A 20,161-nucleotide genomic window follows, 5' to 3' on the forward strand; every position below is an offset into this window, starting at 1 on the left:
AATATGAAACTTAGTTCATATATTAGCTACTACCGAAGTCTATGAAGACTATGATAATAGCAGGGTATCCGGTGAATTTAGTTTCGTGAATATGAAATTTATTTCCTAATATGAAAGGGTAAAATATGATCTGAAGTTCCAATTTATGGCTTATCATGCCTTAGGAGGAAACATGATCCAGATTCAGATCGAGCCCGTCTGGCGCTTTCGGCGTCGCGAGGATGATCAGTCCCTCGAGATCCTGCTCGATTTCCTGGCGGAGATACGCACGACCGGAAAGATCACCGCTGCCGCCGAGCGGGCAGGCGTTTCCTATCGCCATGCATGGAATCTGATCGAGAAATGGTCCGATTTCTTCAACATGCCGATCGTCGTGCGCCGGCAGGGCAGGGGCACCAGACTCACTCCGTTCGGTGAAACGCTGGTCTGGGCGGGCCAGAGGCTGGAAGCGAGGCTGAGGCCCTTGTTGCAGAACCTGTCGCAGGAACTGGAAACCGAGATCAACCAGATGCTCGCGCACGGTCCGCTGGTGCTGCGCGTGCATGCCAGCCACGGCTTCGCCGTGCCGAAGTTGCGGGAACTGCTCGCCCGCGAGCCCGACATCGACGTCGATTTCCGCTATGTCAGCAACCAAAGCTCGCTCGTCTCGCTGGGGCACGACGGTTGCGATCTGGCCGGCATGCACCTGCCCCAGGGCGAGTTGCGCAAGCGTGCGATCGCTGCGGGCAAGGGCTGGTTGAACCCCAGGACGCACCGAGTCATTTCGTTCGTCACGCGCGAGATGGGCCTTATGGTTCGGCGCGGCAACCCGCTCGGCATCTCGGCGGTGGAACGGCTGCTCGACCCGCAGATCCGCTTCGTCAATCGTGATCCGGACTCCGGCACGCGGCTTCTCTTCGAGCAGTTGCTGGCCCGTCATCGCATCGACGGCAGCCGCATCAACGGCTACGAGCATTCCGAATTCACGCATGCCGCCGTCGCTGCCTATGTCGCCAGCGGTTTCGCGGATGTGGCCTTCGGTGTCGAGGCCGCTGCCCGCCAGTTCGATCTCGATTTCGTGCGCCTGCTGACGGAAGACTATGTCTTCGTCTGCCGCAAGGAAATCCTCGAACTGGAGGCTGTGCAGCGGGTATTGTCGGTCATGCGTGGCCACGAGTTCCATGCCGCCATAAACCAGTTACCCGGCTATCAGGTGAAAGAGGCGGGAGCCATCAAGACCATCAGCGAGGTGTTCCGGCAAACGCAATAGCGGCTCGATGGAGCCGCTGCGAGATGCGGCATTCCCGGGCGCATACACGGATCAGTCCACCGCCCGCGGCCGCTCCGCCCGGTGGCGCGCGACGGCCGCGCGCATCGACGCCGACCGGCCTTCGACCTCGTCCGCCGCGCGTTCGTCGGCAGTGGCCTCCTCGATAAGCAGTTCGGCAGGAGGATAGGCGGACAGATACCGTTCCGCCTCGGCGAGATCGCTTGCGATATCGAGCAGCTCGACCTCGCTGTCGGAGCCGCGCAGCACGCGAAACGTCCCGGATTTAGGACGCTCGACAATCTCGAAGCGCAGGTCGCTGTCCACCGAAAAGGTCAGCAATCCGCTGTCGCCGGTACCAGGTCCATCGAGATCAAGGGTACGCAGTGTGATGGAAGCCGGCGGCGCCCAGCTTCGCAGTTCGGGTGAAGGTTCTCTCTTTGCCAGAAGCCCGGTGCCGTTCCGCTTTCGCCACGTCTTGAATTCGCTCGCGACCTCATCCGAAGGCTTGGGCGTGCCGTCGGAGAAGCGGATCAGGCTGCCAAGCGGTGCATTCTCGTAGACATGATATGCGGACATGTAGACCTCTTTTGGTGAAGAGACTGGATCTGGCGGCGCTCCAGCGCGCCGCTGATACCTGAAAGGCAGCAGCCGCTTCAGTCATAGATCGGGAATCTACGGACCAGGGCCTGCGCTTCCTCACGGACCTCCGCTTCGACTGCGGCATTGCCCTCTTCGCCATTCGAAGCCAGCCCGTCGATCACGCGCATGGTCATGCGACCGACCTCGCGGAAGTCTGCCACGTCGAAGCCGCGCGTGGTGCATGCGGGCGTGCCGAGCCTGACGCCGGATGTGACGGTGGGTCCCTGCGGATCGAAGGGGATGCCGTTCTTGTTGCAGGTGATATGGGCGCGGCCGAGCGCGGCTTCCACGGCCTTGCCGGTCAGGTTCTTGCGGCGCAGGTCCACCAGCATCAGGTGGGTGTCGGTGCCGCCGGACACGATGTCCACGCCGCCATCCGCCAGCGTCTCCGCAAGCGCCTTCGCATTGGCCACCACGGTCGCCGCATAACCTTTGAACGCGGGCGTCAGCGCCTCGCCGAAGGCCACGGCCTTCGCGGCTATGACATGCATCAGCGGCCCGCCCTGAAGACCGGGAAAGACGGCCGAATCGATCTTGCGGCCGATCTCCTCGTCGTTCGAAAGCACCATGCCGCCGCGCGGTCCGCGCAACGTCTTGTGGGTGGTGGTGGTGACGACATGGGCATGCGCGAGCGGATTGGGATGGATGCCGCCCGCGACCAGACCGGCGAAGTGGGCCATGTCGACGAAGAGCTTGGCGCCGACCTCGTCGCTGATCTCGCGGAATGCCTTGAAGTCTATCACCCGCGGATAGGCCGACCCGCCGGCCAGGATGACCTTGGGGCGATGCTTGAGGGCAAGGTCGCGCACTTCGTCGAGGTCGATGCGATGGTCGTCCGGCCGCACGCTGTAGGAAACGGCGTTGAACCATTTACCGGACATATTTGCCTTCGCGCCATGGGTAAGATGCCCGCCGGCGGCAAGGTTGAGGCCAAGGAAAGTATCGCCGGGGCTCATCAGGGCCAGGAACACCGACTGGTTGGCCTGGCTGCCGGAGTTGGGCTGGACATTGGCATAGGTGCAGTCGAACAGCGACTTGGCGCGCTCGCGCGCCAGTTCCTCCACCTCGTCCACATAGGCGCAGCCGCCATAGTAGCGACGCCCCGGATACCCTTCTGCATATTTGTTGGTGAGCACCGAGCCCTGTGCCTCCAGTACTGCCTTGGAGACGATGTTTTCCGAGGCGATCAGCTCGATCTCCTCGCGCTGGCGTCCAAGCTCGCGCTGTATCGATCCGTTCACCGCCGGATCGGCTTCAGCGACACCGGCGCCGAAGAAGCAGTTGGTTTTGCCGGTGCCCGGCCTGTTGGGAATATTGACGTTCATGGAAACCCTCCCTTGCGTCACCTGACGGTTGGCAAATGTTGTCAGCCGGTCCATCCGAGACCGGCCGATATGCAATTGATGGACAAGAGCAGCGAATTGACCGACCGTTTCGGGGCGTTGCCTTCGCGGACCTCGCGCAGGAGCTGCACCTGGAGACGGTGAATGCTGTCCATCTGCGGCCTGACGCGGTCGAAATCCCGCTTGAAGGCGGGGAACCGTTCCGGCAGCAGCTTGCCGCCATTCACCTGGCTGATCATCCGGCAGGTCAGCGCGAATTCGGCGGCGATCTTGTCGTAGATGCGCCTGGCGACGTCATCGTCCTGCACGAGTTCGGCATAGAGCCGGGCGATTTCCATGTCGGCCTGGTAGAGGACCTTGTCGACTTCATCGACGACCAACCGGAAGAAACGGAAGCGCTCGAACATCTGTTGAAGAAGCTCCAGACCGTTGTCGCCGCGCACCGTCACGAAGGAGTTGAGCGCGCTGCCTATCCCATACCAACCGGTCAGCAGATGACGGTTCTGGCTCCATGCGAAGACCCACGGAATGGCGCGCAGATCGGAAAGATCGCGCGCGCCGAAGCGCCGCGCCGGCCGCGAGCCGATCTTGAGCAGGGCCAGTTCCTCGACCGGGCTCGCCTGGTTGAAATAGTCGATGAAGCCCGGCTCGCCGACGAGGCCGGCATAGGAGGCCTGCGACATGCCCGTCAGCGCCTCAAGCGCCTCGGTGTATTCGGGAACGGCCTTCAATTCCTCTTCGTCGCGGGACTTCACGCTGTGGGCGAAGACGCTGGCGGCAAGGATTTCGAGCTGGTAGAGGCCGGTTCCGCGATTGGCGAATTTCGACGAGACGACCTCGCCTTGCTCGGTCACCCGCATGACGCCGCCGACCGTGCCGGCCGGCTGCGCGGCGACGGCCCGGCCTGTCGGGGCGCCGCCCCGGCTGACCGATCCGCCCCGGCCATGGAAGAAACTGATCCTGACCTTGCGCCGGGTGCCCAGATCGGCGATCCGCCTCTGGGCCTTGCTCAGTTCCCAGTTGGACGCCAGGAAGCCGCCATCCTTGTTGGAATCCGAATATCCCAGCATCACCTCCTGGCAGTTGCCGAGATCGCGCACCGACCGGCTGACGATCGACACGCTGAGCAGCCGGTCGAGAATATCCGGCGCCGCGCGCAGGTCGGCGATGGTTTCGAACAGAGGGACGACCTTGAGGGCTATGGTGCCGCTGCCGTCCGGAGCTGTCGCCAGCCCGCAATATTGCGCCAGCAGATAGACGGCCAGAAGATCCTCGCACGAACGCGTCATGCTCAGGATGAAGGCACCGACCGCTCCGCCGTTGAGGCCTGCGCGCGCATCGCGGATGACATCGAAAAGGTCGAGCATCTCGCGTGCTTCCGGTGACAGGCATGCCCTGTCGAGATCGAGGCGCTCTCCGCTGTTGAGCGCCGAGCGGATGCGTTCGCTCCACCGCGGCCCACCGGGCTCGGGCGCGCCGGCCTTGTCCGTGAAGCTGAAGATCTCGGCGAGAACCCGATTGACGACCGTCGAATTCTGCCGGATGTCGAGGGACACCGTGCGGAAGCCGAAAGTCTCGACCTGCCGCAGCAGAGGCCGCACGAAGCGACGTGCCGCCTTCCTGCCACCCACCCTGGCCAATGCGTGCTGGAGGCTGTGCAAGTCCGACGCGAACGCCTCGGCGCGCGGATAGGCCGTGCCCGTCCCGTCGCCCCGGGTCGCCAGAAGCCGCTCCAGCATGGCCGCGCAAAACTGGCGGAACGGCTCGTCGGGGTTGCGCGCCGCAATCCTCTCGGCATCGCCGCTGTGTTCCAGAACCGCGGAGAGGGCGGCGCGAAATTCATCCGGAATATCCACCACCCGGGCGCTGACGCTCAGCACCGCAACCAGCCTGCGGACCTGGGAGACATACCAGTTGAGGGCGGCACGCCGACATTCCGCCAGCGCGTGAGCGGTGATCTTTGCCGTCACGTCCGGATGGCCGTCACGGTCGCCACCGATCCATGACGCATAGCGCATGAAGGAGGGAACGGGGAAGACGTGTTCCGGATAGTGGTGCGCGAGTGCTTCCTCGACGGTTTCATAGAGCTTGTGTGTCGCCTCGAAGATCACTTCGCGGAAGAAGTGCAGTCCCCAGGCGATCTCATGCTCGACCGAAGGCCGTTCGAGCCGCAGTTCTCCCGACATCCACAGCAGCTCGATCTCGCCCCTGAGATCGTCGATGTGCTGTGCGCGTTCACGCGGTGCCCATCTGTGCTGTTCCAACTCGGTGAGCTTGCGGTAGATGCGCCGGTGGATTTCCAGCACAGTGACACGTTTGGCCTCGGTCGGATGGGCCGTCATGGTCGGACCGACAAGGAGGCTGTCGAGCGCCTCCTGGACCCGTTCGGCCGGATAGCCGGCGGCTGCAATCTCGCCGATCACGTTGGCGAAAGAGCCCACCACATCGTCCGCGCCGCCAAGCTTTTCCGCCTCCCGGCGGGCTCGCATGGCCAGCAGCTCGTTGGCGATGGCGACAAGCTGGAACCAGATGCCGGTCGCCTGCAAGGCAGGGATGCGTTCGTGGGACGCCAGCTCGTCGAGGGCAGTGCGGCCAATCAGCACCTGCGCCACGGTGGGCTCGCGCTCCTTGACCACCGACACGAGCTGCCTGAACAGCAGGCTCCTGGCATCCTCATGCTGGGTTAGAGGTTTTCCCTGGTCCAAGTGACACCGTTCCTCCCGCCGCAGCTCCGCTTGATCGTCCTGGCTCGTCACAGAGATGAACCGACGACGCTGGCTTTCGCCGAAGCGGGCCTGTTGCGGCTTATGTTCCTCAAGGACCGAGCAAAGCTCTTTTTCCCGCAAATCGAAACGCCCGGACGGGTAAAAATCCCGATCCTTCGGGTGGTGGTTTGATCGGCTGGCGGGTAGGTGGAAAAGCGCGTTCGCGTATCCGTAAGCAGCCTTTGCCCCTGCCGAGGGGCAAAGCCATGCCAAATGCTTGAAAACCGCTGCGTTGAAGGCTTTGCAGACCGGTTGAACCGAAGCGTGACTTCCGCTCCCGGACAAGAAAAAGCCTCCGGCCGGGACCGGAGGCAAGTACCGGAAACCTACCCGGTAAGGGGAGGCAGGCTTCCGAACCGGACCCGTTCGAGAGCCCGGAGCGGGTCAGGATCGTCCGAGCTATCGCATGAGCAGGATTTGCAGATCGGCCACATTGGTGCCCGTTGCGCCGGTCAGCAGAAGATCCCCGGATGAGGCGAGTGCGGGATATGAATCGTTGTTGGCCAGATGCATGTCCGGATCGCAACCGAACTGGCGCATCCATCCCGTCGACCCTGCATCGACGATCCCGCCGGCAGCATCGGTGGGGCCATCGCGCCCGTCCGTGGCGCCGCTGAGGAACACCCACTGGCGGCCGATCGGAGCGTTTTCCTCAAGCACGGCGAAGCGCAGTGCGAGTTCCTGATTGCGCCCGCCCGTGCCGCCGCCCTTCACCTTGACGGTCGGCTCTCCGCCGGCCACGATCGCGATGGGACCGGTCTCGCGGGCGGCGTAGAGCGCGATCCTGTGGAGGGCGCAGGCGGCATCGGAAACGTCACCGTCGAGCCAGTCGTTCGCCTTCACCACAGCCGGGAAAAGCGAGCTGGCGCGCTCCATCACCTTCTTCAGGCTGATGTCGTTGCCGCCGATCACGATGTTCTCGACATGATCGAAGCTGTCCGCCTGTCTGCCCGTTTGGCAGGCGAGGCGGTTCAAATGCTCCCGCATCGCGGTCGGCAGCGCGCCGGTCAGCCCATACCGGTCGAGAATTGCCCGGGCATCCGTCTCGCGCGGTTTCGCCGTCGGCCCGCTGGCGATGGTGGATATGTCGTTGCCTGGCACGTCGGACAGGATCAGCGACAGCACTTGCGCGCCCGTCGCCAACTGGGCGAGGCGGCCGCCCTTGAGGCGGGAGAATGCCTGCCGCACCGTATTGATCTCGCGGATGTCGGCGCCTGACCGGATCAGCGCGTCATTCAAGGCAATCTTGTCGGCCAGCGCGATGCCCGGCGCCGGCGCGCAGAGCAGGGCGGAGCCGCCGCCGCTGATGAGGACCAGCAACAGGTCGCCCGGCCCGGCTGACCGCGCGACGTCCTCGACCATCTGTCCCGCCCGCAGGCTGTTTTCATCGGGAAGCGGATGGCCGCCCGCCAAGACCGCGACCCGGTCGTCGAGGCGTGCCAGATTCTCGGGATTGGTCACGGCGCACGCGGCGTGCAATTTGCTGCCGAGGAAGGGCAGGGCGCCTTGCGCCATCGGACAGGCTGCCTTGCCGAAGGCAATCAGGATCACACGCCGGGCGGCGGCAATCATCTGCCTGCGCTGATCCAGCGCCTCGGACACGGCCTTTTCGGGATCGGAGGCGCGGATGCCGTCGCGAAACAGTTCCAGCGCCTGCTTGCGCAACGTGATCAGGTCGGAAGCGGAGGCAGAAGGTTCCATCACGCCACCCGATCCGGGACGTCGCGTCCTTCGAAGAAGGCGATGACGTTTTCCACCACCTTCATGCCCATTGCGACGCGGGTTTCCTCTGTGGCGCTGCCGAGATGCGGCAGAAGCATGACGTTGTCCATGCGCTTGAGGGCCTCCGGCACCGCTGGCTCGCCGTCGAAGACATCCAGGCCGGCGCCGGCGATTGTTCCTGCTTCGAGCGCACCGATCAGCGCCTGCTGGTCGATCACGTCGCCGCGGGCGGTGTTGATGAGGAAGGCGCCGGGCTTCATGCCGGCAAGCCGGCGGCTGTCTATGAGGTGCCGGTTTTCCGCCCCGCCCGGACAATGGAGCGAGACGAAGTCGGCATCGGCCAGCACATCCTCGATGGTCGGCAACTGACGAGCGCCCATGGCGCGGGTCTCATCGTCATCGACTTTCGAGCGGTTGTAGAACACCACGTCCATGCCGAAGCCGAAATGCGCTCGGCGTGCAGTGGCCTTCCCGATCCGCCCCATGCCGATGATGCCCAGTGTCTTTCCCGAAACCCGGGTGCCGATCATGTGGGTGGGCCGCCATCCGGTCCAGGCGCCGGCACGCAGTTCGCGTTCTCCTTCTCCCGCCCGGCGCGCGATGCCCAGCAGCAGCGTCATGGCGATGTCGGCGGTGCAGTCGGTCAGCACGCCCGGCGTGTTGGTGACGGTGATGCCGCGCTGGCGTGCGGCATCGATGTCGATGTGGCTGAAGCCGACGCCGAAATTGCCGATGAGGCGCGACCGCGCGCCGGCATCCGGAAACACCGAGGCTGGCAGGCTGTCGCTCACCGTAGGCAGGATAGCGTCATATTCGGCGAACGCGTCGCGCAGACGATCCTGTCCAAGCGGCTCGTCGGAGCGGTTGAAGGTGGTTTCGAACCGCTCCGCCAGCACCTGCTCGACAGCCGCCGGCCAGCGTCGGGTGACGATAATACGTGGTTTCATTGTTTTGCCCGGTTGGTTCGGAAGAGATCTCTCTGCGATCAGGCGGCCTTTGGCTGGGCCTGCAGCACCTCCGAGACGACCGGGCCGAAAGCCGCTGGCGTGGGCACGATGGTGACGCCTGCTTCCCGAAGGATCTCCACCTTCTCCTGCGCGGACTCGCCGAACGCCGAAATAATGGCGCCGGCATGACCCATGCGCTTGCCCTTCGGCGCCGAAAGGCCGGCGATGTAGGCGATCAGCGGCTTGCGCATATTGTGCTTTGCCCACTCTGCCGCTTCGGCTTCCTGCGGTCCGCCGATCTCGCCGATCATCACCACCGCGTCGGTGTCCGGGTCTTCCTCGAACAGCTTGAGGATGTCGCGGAAGGACGAGCCGTTGATCGGATCACCACCGATGCCGACGCTGGTCGAGACACCGATGCCGTGCGCCTTCATCTGTGACGCCGCCTCATAGCCCAGCGTTCCCGAACGGCCGACGATGCCGACGCGGCCCGGCAGGTAGATGTTGCCCGGCATGATGCCCATCATGGCCTGTCCGGGCGTGATCATGCCCGCGCAGTTGGGACCGACGAGGCGCATGCGATCCTCGAAACGGAAGCGCAGCATGAAGCGCTTGACCCGCATCATGTCCTGGGACGGGATGCCGTCGGTTATGCACACGCACAACCTGATCCCGGCCTCGGCCGCCTCCATGATGGAATCGGCCGCGAAGGGCGGCGGCACGAACACGATGCTTGCGTCCGCGCCGGTCTCTCTCACCGCGCCCCGCACGGTGTTGAAGACCGGAATGCCCTGGTGGACCTGCCCGCCCTTGCCGGGCGTGACGCCGCCCACGACGTTGGTTCCGTAGCGCCGCATCTCGTCGGCATGGAAGCTGCCGATCTTGCCGGTAAGGCCCTGCACGATCACACGCGTCCTGCGGTTCAACAGAATTGCCATCTCGTCCTCCCTCAGTTCGCTTTCTTCTTTTTCTTCGCAAAGGCGCGCATGGCCTCGACCGACTTCTCGGCGGCCTCGGCCAGCGTATCGGCGACGATCACGTCCTCGCCCGAATCCGCCAGTATCTTGCGGCCTTCCTCCACATTGGTGCCGGCCAGGCGAACCACCAGCGGCACGCCGACGCCAACCTCCCGGATGGCCTTGACGACGCCCTCGGCAACCCAGTCGCAGCGGTTGATGCCCGCGAAGATGTTGACGAGGATGGTCTCGACATTGTTGTCGGCAAGCACGGCGCGAAACGCCTTGGCGACCCGTTCGGGCGAGGCGCCGCCGCCGATATCGAGGAAGTTCGCCGGCTCGCCGCCCGCGATCTTGATCATGTCCATGGTGGCCATGGCCAGGCCGGCGCCGTTGATGATGCAGCCGATATTGCCATCGAGCCCGACATAGGAGAGGCCACGATCGCTGGCGAAGGTTTCGCGGGGGTCCTCCTGCGACTTGTCTCTCAGTTCGGAGATCTCGGGTCGTCGGAACAGCGCGTTCTCGTCGAAGGACATCTTGGCGTCGAGGGCGATCAGGTTGCCGTCGCCCGTCACCACCAGCGGGTTGATTTCCAGCATGGAGGCGTCGAAGTCGCGGAATACGCGGTAGCAGCCCATGAGGGTGTCGACCGCCTTGCTGATGAGCCTGTTCTCCAGCCCGAGTCCGAAGGCGATCTCGCGCGCCTGGAACTGCTGCATGCCGACGCCGGGATCGACGATGGCGCGAATGATGGAGTCCGGCTCCTTCTCGGCAATCTCCTCGATCTCCATGCCGCCCGAGGCCGAGCCGACGATCATGACGCGCTCGGACTTGCGGTCGAGAACGATGCCGAGATAGAGCTCCTGGCGGATATCGACAGTCTCCTCGACATAGAGGCGCGAGACGAGCTTGCCCTTCGGGCCGGTCTGGGTCGTGGCGAGCTTGCGGCCGAGCAGGCCTTCGGCGGCCTTCGCGACTTCGCCGTCCGAATTGCAGATGCGGATGCCGCCTGCCTTTCCGCGTGCGCCGGAGTGGATCTGCGCCTTGACGACCCATTTGCCGCCGCCGATCTCGCTCGCGCGATAGGCAGCCTGCTCGGGGCTGTAGGCCAGACCCCCACGCGGGATCTGCACCGAATAGCGCGACAGCAATTCCTTGGCCTGGTATTCGTGGATATCCATCTTTACCTCCCGTCAGACTGCGTGCGCGGCGCGCTCGATGGCTTCATGGACGACGAGCACGTTGCGAGCCATGCGCTCGGACGCGGCGTCGATCATCTTGCCGTCCAGCGCGGCCGCGCCCCTGCCTTGATCTTCGGCTTCCCTGAGTGCCTCGATGATGCGCCGGGCGCGGGCCACCTCCTTCGCCGGCGGCGAGAAGACCTCGTTGGCAAGCTCGATCTGCGAGGGGTGGATGGCCCACTTGCCCTCGATCCCGAGCGCGGCGGCGCGCTTGGCGGCGTCCAGATAGGCTTCCGGATCGGAAAAATCGCCGAACGGCCCGTCGATGGCCCGCAGCCCGTAGGCACGGCAGGCCACCGTCATGCGCGACAGCGCGAAATGCCACTGGTCACCCGGATAGTCGGGATTGAGGCCGCCGATGCTGACCGTGCGGGCCTTGCAGCTTGCCGCATAGTCGGCGACGCCGAAATGCATCGCCTCCAGCCGCCCACCATAGGCGGCGATCGCCTCGACATTGGCCATTCCGAGCGCCGTTTCGATCAGGGCTTCCAGACCGACACGTGTCTGGTAGCCTTTCGCCATCTCGATCTGGTTGACCAGCGCCTCGACCATGTAGAGATCGGCGGGCACGCCCACCTTCGGCACCAGAATGGTGTCGAGCCGGTCGCCGGCCTGCTCCATCACGTCGACCACGTCGCGATACATGTAGTGGGTGTCCAGGCCGTTGATGCGGATCGAGACGGTCTTGCCGCGGCTGCGCCAGTCGATCTCGTTCAGCGCCTGGATGATGTTGCTGCGGGCCTTTTCCTTGTCCGGCGGGGCCACCGCGTCTTCCATGTCCAGGAACACGTAGTCGGCAGCGCCTTCGGCGGCTTTGCGGATCATTTCCGGATTGGAGCCCGGCACAGCAAGCTCGCTGCGCTGGAGCCTCGGTTTGCGAAGATGATGGAGGGTATGGCTCATGTCCGTGCCTCCCTCAGGCCGCTTTGGCGACGGCTGCACGCGCCGACTGGCGATAATGCTCCACTGCCGCGCCGACGCCGGAGCCGGCCTGGATCTTAACGCCGCAATCGAGCAGGGCCATTTCGGCGGCCGCCAGTGCGGAACACATCATCACTTCGTTGATCCATCCGATATGGCCGATGCGGAAGACCTTGCCGGCAACCTTGTTGAGGCCGACACCCAGCGAAGTCTGGTATCCGTGATAGGCGCGGCGCACGATCTCGGTGCTGTCGATGCCGTCAGGCACGATGACCGCGCTCACCGTGTCGGAATGCCACTTTTCCCCCTTGGCGCAGATTTGCAGGCCCCATGCCTTGACCGCTTCGCGGACACCCTGTGCCAGCCGGTTGTGGCGCGCATAGACATTGTCGAGCCCCTCGTCGAGCAGAAGGTCGAGCGCGGCACGCAGGCCGCGCAGAAGCTGGACGGCCGGCGTGTAGGGGAAATAGCCGGTGTCGTTTGCCCGGATCATGTCCTCGAAGGAGAAATAGGTGCGGTGCTGCTTCGCCTGCTTGTTGGCGGCCAGGGCCTTCTGGCTGACGGAGAGGAACGCCAGGCCAGGCGGCAGCATGAAGCCCTTCTGCGATCCGCTGACGGCGCAGTCCACACCCCACTCTTCCTGGCGGAAATCGATGGAGGCGATCGAGGACACGCCGTCGACGAAGAGCAGCGCGGGATGCTTGGCGGCATCGAGCGCGGCGCGCACGGCCGCGACGTCGCTGGTGACGCCCGTCGTGGTCTCGTTATGGGTGACGAAGACCGCCTTGATGCGGTGCTCCTTGTCGGCGGCAAGCCGCTCGGCGTAGATGTCGACGGGAACGCCGGTTCCCCATTCGGTGTCCACGACATCGACATCGAGGCCGAACCGTTGCGCCATGTCCACCCATAACAGCGAGAACTGGCCGAAACGCGACATCAGCACGCGATCGCCCGGATTCAAGGTGTTGGCGATGGCCGCTTCCCATGCGCCGGTACCGGACGAGGGAAAGATGAAGGCGCGGCCGGTCTCGTTGCGGTACACTTTCATCAGGTCTACGAAGAGACCGTTGACGAGCTGTGGATAGTCCGGTGCGCGCATGTCCTCCATGGGCATGTTCATGGCCTGACGGACGGTTTCTGGCACGTTTGTCGGACCCGGAACAAAGAGATGAGTATAGCCAGCCATCAGAAATCCTCCCACGGAATGCGGCGCAAGCGCCTGTTCGGCTTGCTCGAAGGATCAGCCTGGCCCTGGGAAGTAACAACACCTGTCCAGATAGAATCATGGACCTTGTGGCGTTGGAAAGAACCTACTCATTCAGCCGCGTGGATCTCCGATAGGATAGGCTGGACCTACCCGCCTATTCTCCTACCGGGCCATCGATTCATGGAGCTGACGAAGGACAACTCGGGGCTGCGGCAAGCGCTACACTAGGAATCGCCGCCATCAACATGGTACTGACATGAACAGACAAAGCATAATCACAGGCAACGGAGCGTCGCACCAAATGGCGGAAACCATGAAGTCGGTGAAGAAGAGCCGGGCAACCAAGGCCGCAGGCAAAGCCAAGCCGGAGGCGCCGGCTGCCGAACTGCGCCGCCTCGTGTCGTTGACCCAGGATCCTCATTCCGTGCGCGACACCCGCGAGAATGTGCTGGAAGTCGCGATCGGCCATGAAGTGCGTACATTCCGCAAGCAGCTCGGCATCACGGTGGCCGATCTTGCGGCCGCGACCAACATCTCGCTGGGCATGCTGTCGAAGATCGAAAATGGTATCACCTCGCCGTCCCTGACGACCCTGCAGGCATTGTCGCGGGCGCTCGGCGTGCCGTTGACCGCACTTTTCCGGCGCTTCGAGGAAGAGCGCAGCGCCGTATTCATAAAGGCGGGCGAAGGTGTCGACGTGGAGCGCCGCGGTACGCGTGCCGGCCACCAATACACTCTGCTCGGCCATATCGGCGCCAATACGAGCGGTGTCGTCGTCGAGCCGTATCTCATCACGCTGGCGGAGGATTCCGACGTGTTCCCCACCTTCCAGCACGAGGGGATGGAGTTTCTCTACATGCTCGAAGGCGAAGTCGTGTACAGGCACGGCAGCAAGCTTTTCCGCATGCTGCCCGGCGACAGTCTGTTCTTCGACGCGGATGCACCTCACGGTCCCGAGGAACTGACCCGGCGGCCTATCCGCTACCTGTCCATCATCTCCTACCCGCAGGGCAGCCGTCGCAACTGACGTCAGCGTCCCGAGGGCCCCTGTAGGCGCACGCAGGTGAGCTGTGTCGCAAGCATCGGCCCGATGTCCGCCGGCCATTGCGGCTGCCGGAATTCCTACACATGGATCGCCTGCATTGGTTGCGCCCTGCCGTTTCGTCCGCTGAATCGGCGGGCAGGCGATCCACGGTTTGCTCGCCGGCAGGACACCCTGAAGATTCCGGCCGCATCGGCAATGCCGCATTTCACCAAGAATGCCGTCCGGACGGATGCGCGCATGGCGGGCAGCCGCGACCATAGCGTTCGCATACCGATGTGACGTCCCATCCAATCCGCGCAACCCGCCAGCGTCGGCGGAGACGAGCGTCCATAAATGGCAGCACAGCCATGGCGCCGGCTGGGCACCCTGGGACTGCCACTTGTCCTAAATGAAAAAAAAATTCATACGAGTTGAATTGGAGAAATATGCCTGCTATCGTCCTTGACAGGGAAAGAGCTTGGAAGAGGTGAATATACATGTGTGGCATTGTAGGGCTGTTTCTGAAGGACAAGTCATTGGAGCCGCAGCTCGGCGCCATGCTGTCCGAAATGCTGGTGCTGTTGACCGATCGGGGCCCCGATAGCGCCGGCATAGCAATTTACGGATCGTCGGCTGCCGGGCATGGCAAGATCACCATCCAGTCGCCGTCGCCGGACGTGGATTTCACAGGGCTCGATTCCGAAGTTTCCAGGGAGATCGGCGCCCCGGTCGCCATGACCGTCAAGTCCACCCATGCGGTGCTGGAATTGCCGGCCGACAAGCTCGAGCTTGCTCGCGATGCCATCGCTACGCTGCGGCCCGACGCCCGCATCATGGGTGTCGGCGAATCCATCGAAATCTACAAGGAAGTCGGCTTGCCGGAAGAGGTGGCGAAGCGCTTCGACTTGTCAGCCATGTCGGGATCGCACGGCATCGGGCATACGCGCATGGCCACCGAATCCGCGGTGACGACCATGGGCGCACATCCATTCTCGACGGGTCCCGACCAGTGCCTGGTGCACAACGGCTCGCTGTCCAACCATAACAATGTGCGCCGCGAACTCAGGCGCGCGGGCATGAAGTTTGAGACCGAGAACGACACCGAGGTGGCGGCCGCCTATCTGTCGCACCAGATCGCGACCGGCAAGGGTCTGGGCGAAGCGCTGGAATCGAGCCTGAACGATCTCGATGGCTTCTTCACTTTCGTGGTCGGCACCAAGAATGGTTTCGGCGTCGTGCGCGACCCGATCGCCTGCAAGCCGGCCGTCATGGCGGAAACCGATCAATATGTCGCGTTCGGAAGCGAATACCGGGCCCTGGCGAACCTGCCGGGCGTCGAGCAGGCAAGGGTCTGGGAGCCCGAGCCATCCACCGTTTATTTCTGGGAGCACTAGGCGATGGCTACATCCAACCTTGCCAAGGCGGTTACGCCGGAGGACCACGGGGCGAGAATCTTCGATCTGTCGAAAACGACCCTGCGTGAGTTGAACCAGGCCCTTCACGAGGTGACCGAAGGTTCGAATCTGAGGAGCTGGGAAATCCTCAACCCCAAGGGAAGCCATGCCGTGGCCGTGGGCGTGGATACGCCCGTGCAGATAGATGTGCGCGGCAGCGTGGGCTACTACTGCGCCGGCATGAACCAGAACAGCACGATCACCGTGCATGGCTCTGCCGGTCCCGGTGTTGCCGAGAACATGATGTCGGGCACCGTCGTGGTGAAGGGCGACGCCTCGCAATATGCCGGCGCCACGGGCAGGGGCGGCTTGCTCGTCATCGAAGGCAACGCCTCCTCGCGCTGCGGCATCTCCATGAAGGGCATAGACATCGTCGTGCGCGGCAATGTCGGGCACATGTCGGCCTTCATGGCGCAATCGGGCAACCTGGTGATTCTGGGCAATGCCGGCGACGCGCTGGGCGACTCGATCTACGAGGCACGCTTGTTCGTGCGCGGCAAGGTCAAGAGCCTCGGCGCCGACTGCATCGAGAAGGAGATGCGCCCCGAACACATCGCGATCCTGCAGGGTCTGCTGGACCGCGCCGGGATCACCGATGTGAAGCCGGAGGAATTCAAGCGCTACGGTTCGGCGCGCACCCTCTACAACTTCAACATCGACAACGCCGACGCGTACTAAGAGGCCGGACATGACCTATCACAATCCACCGACCACGCCACGCCAATCGGCAACGTTCGACGAATACAGCCTGTCGGAAATCCGGCGCGCGGCCGCGACCGGAATCTATGACATCCGCGGTTCCGGTGCCAAGCGCAAGGTGCCGCATTTCGACGATCTGCTGTTCCTCGGCGCGTCGATCTCGCGCTATCCGCTGGAAGGCTATCGCGAGAAGTGCGAAACCAAGGTGGTGCTCGGCTCGCGTTTCGCCAAGAAGCCCATCGAACTGAAGATACCGATCACCGTTGCCGGCATGAGCTTCGGCTCTCTGTCCGGCCCCGCCAAGGAAGCGCTGGGGCGCGGTGCGACGCTGGCCGGCACGTCCACCACCACCGGCGACGGCGGTATGACCGAGGAGGAGCGCGGGCATTCTAAGACCCTGGTTTACCAATACCTGCCCTCGCGTTACGGGATGAACCCGCGCGACCTGCGCCGCGCCGATGCCATCGAGGTTGTCGTCGGTCAGGGTGCCAAGCCCGGCGGCGGCGGCATGCTGCTCGGCCAGAAGATTTCCGACCGCGTGGCCGAGATGCGCACCTTGCCGAAGGGTATCGACCAGCGCTCGGCCTGCCGCCATCCCGACTGGACCGGTCCGGATGACCTTGAAATCAAAATTCTCGAAATCCGCGAGATCACCGATTGGGAAAAACCGATCTACGTCAAGATCGGCGGTGCAAGGCCCTATTACGACACCGCCTTGGCGGTGAAGGCGGGCGCCGACGTCGTCGTGCTCGACGGCATGCAGGGTGGCACTGCCGCCACGCAGGAAGTTTTCATCGAGCATGTCGGCCAGCCGACGCTTGCGTGCATCCGCCCCGCGGTGCAGGCTCTCCAGGATCTCGGCATGCATCGCAAGGTGCAGCTCATCGTGTCCGGCGGCATCCGCAACGGAGCGGATGTGGCAAAGGCGCTGGCTCTTGGCGCCGATGCCGTTTCGATCGGCACGGCAGCGCTTGTCGCGCTGGGCGACAACGATCCGAGATGGGAGGAGGAGTATCGCAAGCTTGGTTCGACCGCCGGGGCGTATGATGACTGGCACGAAGGCAAGGATCCGGCAGGCATCACCACCCAGGACCCGGAACTGATGAAAAGGGTCGACCCGATCGCCGCTGGCCGCCGCCTGGCCAACTACCTGAAAGTGATGACACTGGAGGCACAGACGATCGCACGCGCGTGCGGCAAGAACCATGTTCATAATCTCGAGCCGGAAGACTTGTGCGCCTTGACGATCGAGGCGGCGGCCATGTCGGGAGTTCCGCTGGCCGGAACAAATTGGGTGCCTGGGAAGAGCGCCTTTTAACAAGCTTGAATTGGGGAACGATTCAATGGGTACCGTATTCAACGCAAGGCAAGACACATCGACGCAGACCAACCTCGAAGCCTACGCTAAAGCGAAGAACATCAAGTTCTTCATGGTGACATACACCGACGTGCTGGGCTACCAGCGCGCCAAGCTGGTGCCGTCCCGTGCCATCTCCGACGTGCAAAAGGACGGTGCCGGCTTTGCCGGCTTCGCCGGCGGCATGGACATGACGCCTGCCAATTCGGACATGCTGGCCATCCCGGACCCGGGCTCGGTCATGCAACTCGCATGGAAGCCGGAAGTGGCATGGCTGGCGTCCGACTGCGTCATGGACGGAAAGAGTGTCGAACAGGCACCGCGCAACACGCTCAAGCGTCTCGTCGAGGAAGCGGCGGCGCAGGGAATCCGTGTCAAGACCGGCGTCGAGCCGGAATTCTTCCTGACGACGCCCGACGGCAAGTTGGTCGCCGACGAGCATGACCGCATGAGCAAGCCCTGCTACGACCAGCAGGCGCTGATGCGGCGCTTCGACATCATCGCGGAAGCCAGCGAGGCGATGATCGAGCTCGGCTGGGATCCCTACCAGAACGACCACGAGGACGCCAACGGACAGTTCGAGATGAACTGGCGTTACGACGACGTGCTGGTGACGGCCGACCGCTATTCGTTCTTCAAGTTCATGATCAAGACCATCGCCGAGCGGCATGGGTTGCGGGCCACCTTCATGCCGAAGCCCTTCCCGGGCCTCACCGGCAATGGCTGCCACGCGCACATCTCGGCCTGGGACCTGACCGGAACCAGGAATGTCTTCGCCGACGACAATTCGCCGAACGGGCTGTCAAAGCAGGGCATGCACTTCCTCGGCGGTATCATGAAATATGCGCCGGCGATGACCGCGATCATCTGCCCCACAGTGAACTCCTACAAGCGCATCAACGCACCCCGCACGACCTCGGGTGCGACCTGGGCGCCGAACGCGGTGACATGGACGGGCAACAACCGCAGCCACATGGTGCGCGTGCCGGGACCCGGCCGCTTCGAACTGCGCCTGCCGGACGGTGCCGCCAATCCGTATCTGATGCAGGCGGTCATCCTCGCAGCGGGCCTCGCCGGTCTCCGCGACAAGCTGGACCCCGGCCAGCGAAGCGACATCAACATGTATGAGGAAGGCCACACCATCAAGGATGCCCCCCGCCTTCCCCTCAATCTCCTGGATGCGCTTCGCCTGCTCGAGGGCAGCGAGGACTTCAGGCAGATGCTCGGTGCGGAACTGGTCGACGCCTTCGTCAAGATGAAGATGAAGGAGTGGAACGCCTACGTTTCCCATTTCACCGAATGGGAACGCGACAACGCCCTCGACATCTGAAACGACGACGCCGGATCGCCCTCAACCCCGGAAAACATGCGATGAAATATTCGATCTTCTCCCTCGCCCGGGCGGCCATGACCGGCCACAGGGGCTGGACAAGGGCCTGGCGCGATCCGGCGCCGAAAAGCCGCTATGACGTGATCATCATCGGCGGCGGCGGCCACGGCCTCGCCACCGCCTACTTCCTTGCCAGGGAATACGGCATCCGTAACGTGGCCGTGCTGGAAAAGGGCTGGATCGGCTCCGGCAATGCCGGCCGCAACACCACCATCATCCGCTCCAACTACATGCTGCCCGGCAATGTCGGCTTCTACGAGCTTTCCATGAAGCTGTGGGAGCGGATGGAGCAGGATCTCAACTACAACACCATGGTGAGCCAGCGCGGCATCATCAACCTCTATCACTCGGATGCGCAGCGCGACGCGTTCGCCCGGCGCGGCAACTCCATGCGCATCAATGGCATCGATGCCGAGCTGCTTGATGCCGAACAGATCCGCAAGGAGCTGCCGTTCCTGAACTACTCCAATCCGCGCTTCCCCATCATGGGCGGCCTGGCGCAGCGGCGCGGCGGCACCGCGCGCCACGATGCCGTGGTGTGGGGCTATGCGCGCGCCGCCAACGACTTCGGCGTCGACATCATCCAGAATTGCGAGGTGACCGGCTTCCAGCGCACCAACGGCCGCATCACCGGCGTGGAGACGACGCGCGGGCCGATTGCCGCCGGCAAGGTCGGCATGGCGGTGGCCGGCAATACCTCGCGGGTCGCCTCGATGGCCGGGCTGAAGCTGCCCATCGAGAGCCATGTGCTCCAGGCCTTCGTCACGGAGGCGATCAAGCCGCTCATCCCCGGCGTCGTCACCTTCGGCGCGGGCCATTTCTACATCAGCCAGTCCGACAAGGGCGGCCTGGTGTTCGGTGGCGACCTCGACGGCTACAACTCCTATGCCCAGCGCGGCAACATGCCGGTGATGGAGGACGTCTGCGAAGGCGGCATGGCCGTCATGCCAATGATCGGCCGGGTACGCATGCTGCGCCAGTGGGGAGGCATCATGGACATGTCGATGGACGGCACGCCCATCATCGACAGGACCCCGGTCGACGGGCTCTATCTCAATGCCGGCTGGTGCTATGGCGGCTTCAAGGCAACTCCGGCCTCGGGGCTGGTCTTCGCCCACCTGATCGCGCGGGACGAGCCGCATCGGGAGGCCGCCCGGTTCAGGCTCGACCGGTTCCGGCGTGGCGCGATGATCGACGAGAAGGGCCAGGGCGCCCAACCAAACCTCCATTGAAAGCGGTATCGG

The 20,161-nt window shown here is 63.7% G+C and carries 17 protein-coding genes; 8 read left to right on the plus strand and 9 right to left on the minus strand.

The window, feature by feature from the left end; translation table 11 throughout:
- Positions 1-172 precede the first annotated feature (172 nt).
- On the plus strand, positions 173-1,249 hold the full coding sequence (locus ABID37_RS24970) for a substrate-binding domain-containing protein (protein ID WP_354199684.1): 1,077 nt from the start codon (positions 173-175) through the stop codon (positions 1,247-1,249).
- Positions 1,250-1,300: 51 nt separating this feature from the next.
- Here ABID37_RS24970 and ABID37_RS24975 read toward each other — a convergent pair whose 3' ends face one another.
- The 3 genes from ABID37_RS24975 to ABID37_RS24985 all read right to left on the minus strand — a co-directional run bounded on the left by ABID37_RS24975 (position 1,301) and on the right by ABID37_RS24985 (position 5,936).
- Complete coding sequence (locus ABID37_RS24975) at positions 1,301-1,825, minus strand: UCP036055 family protein (protein WP_354199685.1); 525 nt, start codon at positions 1,823-1,825, stop codon at positions 1,301-1,303.
- A 77-nt stretch (positions 1,826-1,902) separates the two neighbouring features.
- Entirely contained in the window at positions 1,903-3,213 is a 1,311-nt protein-coding gene (gene glyA, locus ABID37_RS24980; protein WP_354199686.1) for a serine hydroxymethyltransferase, read from the minus strand.
- Between the two features lie 41 nt (positions 3,214-3,254).
- A complete protein-coding gene (locus ABID37_RS24985; RefSeq protein WP_354199687.1) occupies positions 3,255-5,936 on the minus strand; it encodes a phosphoenolpyruvate carboxylase in 2,682 nt (893 codons plus the stop codon).
- Between the two features lie 30 nt (positions 5,937-5,966).
- Between ABID37_RS24985 and ABID37_RS24990 the strand changes: the two genes are divergently transcribed.
- Positions 5,967-6,128 carry a hypothetical protein gene (locus tag ABID37_RS24990; RefSeq protein ID WP_354199688.1) on the plus strand — a complete coding sequence of 54 codons (162 nt, stop codon included), beginning with the start codon at positions 5,967-5,969 and terminating at the stop codon, positions 6,126-6,128.
- 267 nt (positions 6,129-6,395) lie between these two features.
- Here the strand turns inward: ABID37_RS24990 and ABID37_RS24995 are convergent, their stop codons facing one another.
- From ABID37_RS24995 to ABID37_RS25020, 6 genes are read right to left on the minus strand one after another with little or no spacing between them, the layout of a single operon-like run.
- Positions 6,396-7,697, minus strand: coding sequence for a glycerate kinase type-2 family protein (locus ABID37_RS24995; protein ID WP_354199689.1), 1,302 nt, complete (start codon positions 7,695-7,697; stop codon positions 6,396-6,398).
- Positions 7,697-8,665, minus strand: a complete 969-nt coding sequence (locus ABID37_RS25000; RefSeq protein ID WP_354199690.1) for a 2-hydroxyacid dehydrogenase — start codon at positions 8,663-8,665, stop codon at positions 7,697-7,699. The genes ABID37_RS24995 and ABID37_RS25000 overlap by 1 nt, the downstream gene beginning before the upstream one ends.
- Positions 8,666-8,703: 38 nt before the next feature.
- The gene (gene sucD, locus ABID37_RS25005) at positions 8,704-9,603 is read right to left on the minus strand and encodes a succinate--CoA ligase subunit alpha (RefSeq protein WP_354199691.1); all 900 of its coding nucleotides are present in this window, start codon (positions 9,601-9,603) and stop codon (positions 8,704-8,706) included.
- An 11-nt stretch (positions 9,604-9,614) separates the two neighbouring features.
- Positions 9,615-10,805: a malate--CoA ligase subunit beta gene (locus tag ABID37_RS25010; protein ID WP_354199692.1), complete on the minus strand. Its 1,191-nt coding sequence runs from the start codon at positions 10,803-10,805 to the stop codon at positions 9,615-9,617.
- Positions 10,806-10,817: 12 nt separating this feature from the next.
- On the minus strand, positions 10,818-11,768 hold the full coding sequence (locus ABID37_RS25015; protein WP_354199693.1) for an HpcH/HpaI aldolase/citrate lyase family protein: 951 nt from the start codon (positions 11,766-11,768) through the stop codon (positions 10,818-10,820).
- Between the two features lie 13 nt (positions 11,769-11,781).
- Positions 11,782-12,972: an aminotransferase class V-fold PLP-dependent enzyme gene (locus tag ABID37_RS25020; RefSeq protein WP_354199694.1), complete on the minus strand. Its 1,191-nt coding sequence runs from the start codon at positions 12,970-12,972 to the stop codon at positions 11,782-11,784.
- A gap of 322 nt (positions 12,973-13,294) precedes the next feature.
- Between ABID37_RS25020 and ABID37_RS25025 the strand changes: the two genes are divergently transcribed.
- The 6 genes from ABID37_RS25025 to ABID37_RS25050 all read left to right on the plus strand — a co-directional run bounded on the left by ABID37_RS25025 (position 13,295) and on the right by ABID37_RS25050 (position 20,149).
- The gene (locus tag ABID37_RS25025) at positions 13,295-14,020 is read left to right on the plus strand and encodes a helix-turn-helix domain-containing protein (protein WP_354199695.1); all 726 of its coding nucleotides are present in this window, start codon (positions 13,295-13,297) and stop codon (positions 14,018-14,020) included.
- Positions 14,021-14,514: 494 nt separating this feature from the next.
- Entirely contained in the window at positions 14,515-15,411 is an 897-nt protein-coding gene (locus tag ABID37_RS25030; protein WP_354199696.1) for a class II glutamine amidotransferase, read from the plus strand.
- A gap of 3 nt (positions 15,412-15,414) precedes the next feature.
- On the plus strand, positions 15,415-16,149 hold the full coding sequence (locus ABID37_RS25035) for a GXGXG domain-containing protein (RefSeq protein WP_354199697.1): 735 nt from the start codon (positions 15,415-15,417) through the stop codon (positions 16,147-16,149).
- Positions 16,150-16,159: 10 nt separating this feature from the next.
- Positions 16,160-17,488, plus strand: coding sequence for an FMN-binding glutamate synthase family protein (locus tag ABID37_RS25040; protein WP_354199698.1), 1,329 nt, complete (start codon positions 16,160-16,162; stop codon positions 17,486-17,488).
- A gap of 25 nt (positions 17,489-17,513) precedes the next feature.
- Entirely contained in the window at positions 17,514-18,857 is a 1,344-nt protein-coding gene (gene glnT, locus ABID37_RS25045) for a type III glutamate--ammonia ligase (RefSeq protein ID WP_354199699.1), read from the plus strand.
- A 41-nt stretch (positions 18,858-18,898) separates the two neighbouring features.
- Positions 18,899-20,149, plus strand: coding sequence for a sarcosine oxidase subunit beta family protein (locus tag ABID37_RS25050; protein ID WP_354199700.1), 1,251 nt, complete (start codon positions 18,899-18,901; stop codon positions 20,147-20,149).
- Positions 20,150-20,161: the final 12 nt, after the last annotated feature.

It is taken from the genome of Aquamicrobium terrae (genome assembly GCF_040545735.1).
GTDB classification, from domain to species: Bacteria; Pseudomonadota; Alphaproteobacteria; order Rhizobiales; family Rhizobiaceae; genus Mesorhizobium; species Mesorhizobium terrae_A.

What these genes read in the sequence shown, in the direction of transcription:
- ABID37_RS25040 (WP_354199698.1), top strand. Translation starts at nt 16,160, where the DNA reads ATGACCTATCACAATCCACCGACCACGCCACGCCAATCGGCAACGTTC.
- ABID37_RS25010 (WP_354199692.1), bottom strand. Translation starts at nt 10,805, where the DNA reads ATGGATATCCACGAATACCAGGCCAAGGAATTGCTGTCGCGCTATTCG.
- glnT (WP_354199699.1), top strand. Translation starts at nt 17,514, where the DNA reads ATGGGTACCGTATTCAACGCAAGGCAAGACACATCGACGCAGACCAAC.
- glyA (WP_354199686.1), bottom strand. Translation starts at nt 3,213, where the DNA reads ATGAACGTCAATATTCCCAACAGGCCGGGCACCGGCAAAACCAACTGC.
- ABID37_RS25030 (WP_354199696.1), top strand. Translation starts at nt 14,515, where the DNA reads ATGTGTGGCATTGTAGGGCTGTTTCTGAAGGACAAGTCATTGGAGCCG.
- ABID37_RS24995 (WP_354199689.1), bottom strand. Translation starts at nt 7,697, where the DNA reads ATGGAACCTTCTGCCTCCGCTTCCGACCTGATCACGTTGCGCAAGCAG.
- ABID37_RS25025 (WP_354199695.1), top strand. Translation starts at nt 13,295, where the DNA reads ATGGCGGAAACCATGAAGTCGGTGAAGAAGAGCCGGGCAACCAAGGCC.
- sucD (WP_354199691.1), bottom strand. Translation starts at nt 9,603, where the DNA reads ATGGCAATTCTGTTGAACCGCAGGACGCGTGTGATCGTGCAGGGCCTT.
- ABID37_RS25035 (WP_354199697.1), top strand. Translation starts at nt 15,415, where the DNA reads ATGGCTACATCCAACCTTGCCAAGGCGGTTACGCCGGAGGACCACGGG.
- ABID37_RS25020 (WP_354199694.1), bottom strand. Translation starts at nt 12,972, where the DNA reads ATGGCTGGCTATACTCATCTCTTTGTTCCGGGTCCGACAAACGTGCCA.
- ABID37_RS24970 (WP_354199684.1), top strand. Translation starts at nt 173, where the DNA reads ATGATCCAGATTCAGATCGAGCCCGTCTGGCGCTTTCGGCGTCGCGAG.
- ABID37_RS24975 (WP_354199685.1), bottom strand. Translation starts at nt 1,825, where the DNA reads ATGTCCGCATATCATGTCTACGAGAATGCACCGCTTGGCAGCCTGATC.
- ABID37_RS25050 (WP_354199700.1), top strand. Translation starts at nt 18,899, where the DNA reads ATGAAATATTCGATCTTCTCCCTCGCCCGGGCGGCCATGACCGGCCAC.
- ABID37_RS25015 (WP_354199693.1), bottom strand. Translation starts at nt 11,768, where the DNA reads ATGAGCCATACCCTCCATCATCTTCGCAAACCGAGGCTCCAGCGCAGC.
- ABID37_RS25000 (WP_354199690.1), bottom strand. Translation starts at nt 8,665, where the DNA reads ATGAAACCACGTATTATCGTCACCCGACGCTGGCCGGCGGCTGTCGAG.